Source organism: Mesorhizobium sp. M7A.T.Ca.US.000.02.2.1, from assembly GCF_003996995.1.
In the GTDB taxonomy this organism is placed as follows: Bacteria; Pseudomonadota; Alphaproteobacteria; order Rhizobiales; family Rhizobiaceae; genus Mesorhizobium.
Genome location: NZ_RZTT01000371.1, coordinates 1 through 6,011 on the forward strand (window position 1 = coordinate 1; position 6,011 = coordinate 6,011).

Consider the following 6,011-nt stretch of genomic DNA (forward strand, 5'->3'; position numbering starts at 1 on the left):
GCCCCTTACGGCGTGGATTGATCCGACCCGAAACGTTCCTTGATGTCAGGCATGACGAGATCCAGCGCATCCGTGGAAATGCCGCCGGAATAGCCGTCCGGCAGTTGCTTGATCAGTTCGGGATCGTCGAGCCCTTGCGAAAAGTCGCCGCCGGAATAAGGGCCGAGCAGATAGACTCTTGTATCGACTCCTTGCATGCGATCGAGAAACCGGTTCGGCCACCCCCACATCCATTTCGCGATGTTGACGGGGATGAGCAAGGTGCCTTTGCGGCAGGCATCCGGAACGTAGCCGGTCCAGCCAATTGCGGCATAGTGCAGGATGCATTGCGTCAGCGATGCGCGGCTTAGCGTATGCATGTCCGGCAGCGCAGCCTTGACCGCGGCAATCGGCTTGTCGCCGCCATAGACCGAGAGATAATTGCGCTCGGCTGGTGCCAGCGTGGCAAGCCATGCGGCCAGCTTTTCGCCTTCGCCCGGATCGTTGCTCTTGACGTTGATGTTGAAGCGGCGGGCCGGGAAGTGCGCCAGAACCTCATCCAGGGATGGCATGATGCCGATACCCTTGCCGCGAAAAGGAAAGGTCTTGCCGCCATCCGCGGTGTAGCCATAGCCGACATCGAGGGTCTTCAACTCGGCCATGGAATGGCTGCGCGTTTCTCCCTTGCCTTCCGTGCGGCAATCCAGCGTCCAGTCATGGAAGACGGCGAACTTGCCGTCCGTCGTCGGGTGAACATCCAGTTCGAGCGCGTCCGCGCCCAGCGCGAAGGCGGCCTCCATCGAGGGGATCGTGTTTTCGAGGTAGCCATGGCGCGGCGGCAACATGCGACTGGCCGTACAAGTCTGTCCTGTCATGCCTGCGCGCAAATAGTCCTGGGCAAGGCCGCGATGGGCAAGCACCTCCGGACTGCCGGCGGGGCGGCTTGACAACAGGGAGGTGTTGTTGAGCCAGATGCCCGCCGCAGCGACAACAATGACACCGAAGAAGATCGTCCGTCTGCGCATCAGGCGATTTCCGATTCGTCCGTCCTGCGCGGCATCCTGCTTCGCGATCGGACTTTTTGACGGCACCGGCGTGGCGATGTCGAGATCATGCCCGACATCGCCTGGTCCGCGGCAATGAAATCGAAGAGCGTGTCGCCTTACGCCTTGTAGACCACCTGGCGCACGTCGATGTAGCTGGCGCGGAATCCGGCCTCGCAATAGTGCAGGTAGAACTCCCAGAGCTTCTTGAAGCGGTCGTCGAAGCCGAGCGGGACGATCTTCTCCCACGAGGCCCAGAACCGGTGGCGCCATTCGGCGAGCGTACGCGCGTAGTCGTCCGGAAACACGCGTTCGCGCAGATGGGCGAGGCCATGATCCTTGCCGAGTGCTTTCAGGATCGACGGCGTCGGCAGCATGCCGCCCGGGAAGACGTAGCGCTGGATGAAATCCGGCCTGGCGCGATAGGTGTCGTAGGCGGCTTCGTTGATGGTGATGATCTGCAGGCCCGCGGTGCCGCCGGGCCTCAGGCAGGCCTTCATCTTGCCGAAAAACACCGGCCAGTATTTCTCGCCGACCGCCTCGAACATCTCGATCGAGGCAATGCGGTCATAGGTGCCGGTTTCGTCGCGATAATCCTGCAGCTTGATGTCGACCTTGTCGGCAAGCCCGGCCTTTGCGATGCGCGCCGTGGCAAAATCGTGCTGCTCGCGGCTGATCGTCAGCCCGGTCACGCGGCAGCCGATCTCGCGCGCCGCGAATTCGGCGAAGCCACCCCAACCGCAACCGATTTCCAGCACATGGTCCTTCGGACCGATCCCTGTATCCTTCGCCAGAGCGCGATATTTGGCGGCCTGGGCGCCTTCCAGGTCGTTGGCACCGGTCGTGTAGAGCGCCGAAGAATAGGTCATGCTCGGATCGAGCCATTCCTTGTAGAAGGCGTTGCCGAGGTCGTAATGCGCCGAGATATTGCGTTTCGAACCGGTGCGCGTGTTCTGGTTGAACCAGTGGCGTATGCGCTGGACGGTGTTGATCAGCCAGCTGGTGCCGCCCGCGATACGCTCGCCAATGACCGAATTGACCACGAACAGCTCCAGGAAGCTGGTCACATCAGGGCTTTCCCAATCGCCGTCCATATAGGATTCGGCAACGCCGATCGTGCCGCCGGAAAAGGCGCGGCCGGGCAAGCGCCAATTCTTCAGCACCAGTTCGGCATCCGGGCCAGGTCCCTTGCCGCCGACGAGCACGGCGCGGCCGTCCGGCAGCCTCACCCTGAGCGAACCGCGAGGCAGGTTCATTGCCGCCGACAGCACCATGCGCGCTTTCGCTGGAAGGCCTTTGACGATCTCGGCGAAGTTGAATTCATCTAGCCTGACCGCGTCGCTCAATGCTATGCTAAAATGTTCCTTTTGCGCCATCTCATGCCCCTGGATTTCCGCGGTGCCGGCGCAAATTGCCGGACCACGGTTCTCTTGGATCATTCGCCAGCTTCGAACGCCGCCGCAACCGGTTCGTCGGCGAGCGGGCTCGAATGAAGTGCGCGCCCCCTACCAGAGCTTCAGCGCTTCCCGGTGAATCCGTGCGACAATCTTCCACGTCATGCGGGGAAACTTCAAGGGGCAGGCTGCAAGCGGGGCTGTGCCAAGCAGATTGCTCGCGCCGGCGGGCATCTATGCCTTTGCACAGCCAAGGCGCAGCGCGTCAAAAAAACGCCTATGGCCGCAGAATTCCGTGTGCGATAGATTTAGCCATGCGTTATGTAATCGTCATTGCCGCCATCGCGTTTTTCCTGATCTGGGATGGCATGTACAATCAGGGCCGCTATCTCGATACCGCTGTGAGAGAGCTTAGCCATATTGTGCGATATGTTACCAGCAAAGCTTAACTCCAGTGGCAGCAGCCGCGACATCCTTGTCGATTGACGCCAACGTCCTGCCGTCACAAAAGACCCCGGCACTTTGATCGAGGAGGCGGGGTTGATCCGGCATATCGTTTTCTTCAGCGCGCGGCGAAAAGAGGATGTCGAGGCTGTGCGCACCGGCTTGCTGGCGCTCGGCGACATTCCTCATTCCAGCCTGTTCGAGGTCACGCTCAACACCAAGGTGGATCCGCTGTCGGATGAGGTCGACGTGGTCGTCTATGCGGAGTTCGTGGATGACGCCGCGCTGGCCGCCTACAAGGCGCACCCGCTCTACGCGCAGACCACCAGCAAGGTCAAACCAATGCGTGAACTGCGCTATTCCGCCGATGTCGTCGCGGGGAGCTGATCGAACCTTGCTCCAGGGGCGCCTTTCGACGTCCGGTGAATTGACGGGCGAACTGGCCGGTATTGCGATCAAGTCTTGAACGGCTTTGCGGAATGATGCACATCGCGCCTGCATGACCAAAACCGCAGCCGCAGGCACTCATCCGCTCGATCATCTGGTGCTGCCGACGCACAGCCTCGATGTGGCGCGAGCCCGGCTCACCGCGCTTGGCTTCGTCGTTGCCCCGACCGGAATCCATCCGTTCGGAACGGAAAACTGCTGTGTTTTCCTGGCCGACGGCGCCTATCTCGAACCTTTGGCGGTCGGCGACGAGCAGGTGGCGGCAAAGGCTATCGCAGACGGCAATGTCTTCGTCGCGCGTGATCGCGCCTATCGCGACAGCAACGGCGACGAGGGATTTTCCGCCATTGTTCTAGGCACGGGCAATGCCGATGCCGACCATGCACGCTATGTCGATGCCGGCATCTCGGCGGGAGACATGCTGGGTTTTTCGCGCGCCTTCACCGACCCTGCCGGCAAACGCGACATCGCGTCGTTCAAGCTCGCCTTTGCGGCCGGAGCCGAGGCCACGGACGCCTTCCTGTTTGCCTGCGAGCGGGTCAACACGCCTTATGTTGATCGCACGGCTTTGCAGGCCCACGCCAACGGCGCGACCGGAATTGTCGAGCTCTTGGCGGTCAGCGATGCGCCCGGAAAGCAGCATGGGCTGATTTCCTTGGCGGTGGATGATCCGGCCGCCGACGGGCAGGGCGGCATTTTTCCCTTGCCGAATGCGGATTTGAGCGTGCTTGACCGCGCGGCTTTCACCGCGCGCTTCGGCCTGCCGGCCGGCGCGCCGACAGATCTACGCTTCGCAGCGGTGGTCTTTTCGGTTCGGAACGCCGATGTGACATCGAGGCTGCTTGCAGCCAATTCCGTCCAACACGATATAGCGGGCAACGATATCGTCGTGCGGCGTGCACCCGGACAGGGCGCGGCCTTTATCTTCCGGGAGATCCCATGAGCAAGCCGCAAGCGTCCAATTCGATGGCGCCCAATTCGTCGGTAACCGTCGGCAATGTCGTCTTCGACAACAAGGCGGCTTTGTCCCTGATCGCCGGCCCGTGCCAGTTTGAATCGCGCCAGCATGCCTTCGACATGGCCGGCGCGCTGAAGGAGCTGACCGGCAGGCTCGGCATAGGCCTCGTCTACAAGACCAGCTACGACAAGGCCAACCGCACCTCGCTGTCGGCGACCCGAGGCGCCGGCATGGACGCAGCCCTTCCCGTCTTCGACGAACTGCGCAAGGAATATTCGCTCGCCGTGCTGACCGATGTCCACACCGAGGAGCAGTGCGCCATCGTCGCGCCGCATGTCGATGTCCTGCAGATTCCGGCTTTCCTGTCGCGCCAGACGGACATGCTGGTCGCCGCCGCCAGGACCGGCAAGGTGATCAATGTGAAGAAGGGGCAGTTCCTCGCCCCCTGGGACATGAAGAACGTCGTCGCCAAGATCACCGGTTCCGGCAATGCCAATGTGCTGACCACCGAGCGCGGCGCCTCCTTCGGCTACAACACGCTGGTCTCCGACATGCGCGCTCTGCCCATCATGGCCGAGATCGGCGCGCCGGTGATCTTCGATGCCACCCATTCGGTGCAGCAACCGGGCGGGCAGGGCGGGTCCTCGGGCGGTGAACGTCGTTTTGTCGAGACGCTGGCGCGCGCGGCCGTCGCTGTTGGCGTTGCCGGCGTGTTCATCGAGACCCACCAGGATCCTGACAATTCGACCTCGTCGGATGGCCCGAACATGCTGCCGTTAAAGGACATGCCAGCCCTGCTCGAGCGGCTGATGGCATTCGACCGTATCGCCAAGGGCCTCTAAGGCCGGACGCATACCCTGCCGACTGCCGGCGCTTGTGGAAGGCACGAGCCGGCTATACGCTTGCCTTGCAACTGAGCGTTTTGGCAGGAGGAAGCCATGTCCGTCGCCCGCGTCACCGAAATCACATCGTCGTCGAAGAAGAGCTTTCAGGACGCCATCGAACAGGGAATTGCGCGCGCCTCGAAAACCCTGAAGAACGTCGAGGGCGCCTGGATCCAGGACCAGAAGATCGTCGTCCAAGACGGCAAGATTGTTGCTTATCGCGTCAATATGAAGGTTACCTTCATCCTCGCGGAGTGACCGGGCGTCGCCGAAAAAGTCGGGAACCTTCGCCCGCGCCCCTCATTGTCCAAGTATGGTTCTAAACCACAATGAGGAGCACAATCATGACAACCCAGACAGGTCACACCCAAGCCATCGCCGCCTCACGGGTCATCGGTACATCGGTCTACAATACCGAAGGCACGAGCATCGGAAGCATCGAGGATGTGATGCTCGACAAGATGACGAACGGCATCATGTTCGCGGTGATCGGTTTTGGCGGCTTCCTCGGCATTGGCGAAAAATATCACGCCATTCCGTGGGCGAGCCTCGACTATGATGAGGACAAGGGCGGCTATGTCGTGCCGTTTTCCAAGGAACAACTCAGGGCGGCGCCTGCCTATTCGATCAACGAATTGAGCGGGGCGGATGGCGAGGCGGCGCGCGACGAATCTTACAATTACTACAAGGTCACGCCTTACTGGCATTGACAGCAACGACAAAGCGGCCCCGTCGAGAGACGGGGCCGCTTTGTATTCTGGCTTATTCGCTGACGTGTAAGGGGGCCATCGCCTTCGGCGGCGACTGCTGATTGTCGCACGACGTCAGGAATGCCGCCGCGATCAGGAACAGACTCACGATA

General features: G+C 61.4%; 8 protein-coding genes. 6 read left to right on the top strand and 2 right to left on the bottom strand.

Translation table 11 applies throughout. From position 1 onward, the window contains the following. Positions 1-5: 5 nt before the first annotated feature. Positions 6-1,004, bottom strand: a complete 999-nt coding sequence (locus EOD15_RS26705; RefSeq protein ID WP_127408987.1) for a glycerophosphodiester phosphodiesterase family protein — start codon at positions 1,002-1,004, stop codon at positions 6-8. Positions 1,005-1,141: 137 nt separating this feature from the next. After that, a complete protein-coding gene (locus tag EOD15_RS26710) occupies positions 1,142-2,398 on the bottom strand; it encodes a cyclopropane-fatty-acyl-phospholipid synthase family protein (protein WP_127408988.1) in 1,257 nt (418 codons plus the stop codon). A 254-nt stretch (positions 2,399-2,652) separates the two neighbouring features. On the opposite strand from EOD15_RS26710, the gene EOD15_RS26715 reads away from it, so the two are divergent. The 6 genes from EOD15_RS26715 (at position 2,653) to EOD15_RS26740 (ending at position 5,859) form a co-directional block, all read left to right on the top strand. Next, positions 2,653-2,865, top strand: a complete 213-nt coding sequence (locus EOD15_RS26715) for a hypothetical protein (protein WP_127323247.1) — start codon at positions 2,653-2,655, stop codon at positions 2,863-2,865. 91 nt (positions 2,866-2,956) lie between these two features. Next, positions 2,957-3,247: a Dabb family protein gene (locus EOD15_RS26720; protein ID WP_127323248.1), complete on the top strand. Its 291-nt coding sequence runs from the start codon at positions 2,957-2,959 to the stop codon at positions 3,245-3,247. Positions 3,248-3,359: 112 nt separating this feature from the next. Beyond that, complete coding sequence (locus EOD15_RS26725; RefSeq protein ID WP_127408989.1) at positions 3,360-4,250, top strand: VOC family protein; 891 nt, start codon at positions 3,360-3,362, stop codon at positions 4,248-4,250. Further along, positions 4,247-5,107, top strand: coding sequence for a 3-deoxy-8-phosphooctulonate synthase (gene kdsA, locus EOD15_RS26730; protein ID WP_127408990.1), 861 nt, complete (start codon positions 4,247-4,249; stop codon positions 5,105-5,107). Before EOD15_RS26725 ends, kdsA begins: the two co-directional genes overlap by 4 nt. A 96-nt stretch (positions 5,108-5,203) precedes the next feature. Beyond that, positions 5,204-5,407 carry a dodecin family protein gene (locus tag EOD15_RS26735; protein ID WP_013531476.1) on the top strand — a complete coding sequence of 68 codons (204 nt, stop codon included), beginning with the start codon at positions 5,204-5,206 and terminating at the stop codon, positions 5,405-5,407. 86 nt (positions 5,408-5,493) lie between these two features. Then, positions 5,494-5,859 (top strand): PRC-barrel domain-containing protein, encoded by a 366-nt coding sequence (locus EOD15_RS26740; RefSeq protein ID WP_127270592.1) that lies wholly within the window; start codon positions 5,494-5,496, stop codon positions 5,857-5,859. Positions 5,860-6,011: the final 152 nt, after the last annotated feature.

Bases quoted from the DNA above. Each gene is read 5' to 3' on its own strand.
- EOD15_RS26705 (WP_127408987.1), bottom strand. From the start codon at position 1,004: ATGCGCAGACGGACGATCTTCTTCGGTGTCATTGTTGTCGCTGCGGCG.
- EOD15_RS26710 (WP_127408988.1), bottom strand. From the start codon at position 2,398: ATGGCGCAAAAGGAACATTTTAGCATAGCATTGAGCGACGCGGTCAGG.
- EOD15_RS26715 (WP_127323247.1), top strand. From the start codon at position 2,653: ATGCCTTTGCACAGCCAAGGCGCAGCGCGTCAAAAAAACGCCTATGGC.
- EOD15_RS26725 (WP_127408989.1), top strand. From the start codon at position 3,360: ATGACCAAAACCGCAGCCGCAGGCACTCATCCGCTCGATCATCTGGTG.
- kdsA (WP_127408990.1), top strand. From the start codon at position 4,247: ATGAGCAAGCCGCAAGCGTCCAATTCGATGGCGCCCAATTCGTCGGTA.
- EOD15_RS26735 (WP_013531476.1), top strand. From the start codon at position 5,204: ATGTCCGTCGCCCGCGTCACCGAAATCACATCGTCGTCGAAGAAGAGC.
- EOD15_RS26740 (WP_127270592.1), top strand. From the start codon at position 5,494: ATGACAACCCAGACAGGTCACACCCAAGCCATCGCCGCCTCACGGGTC.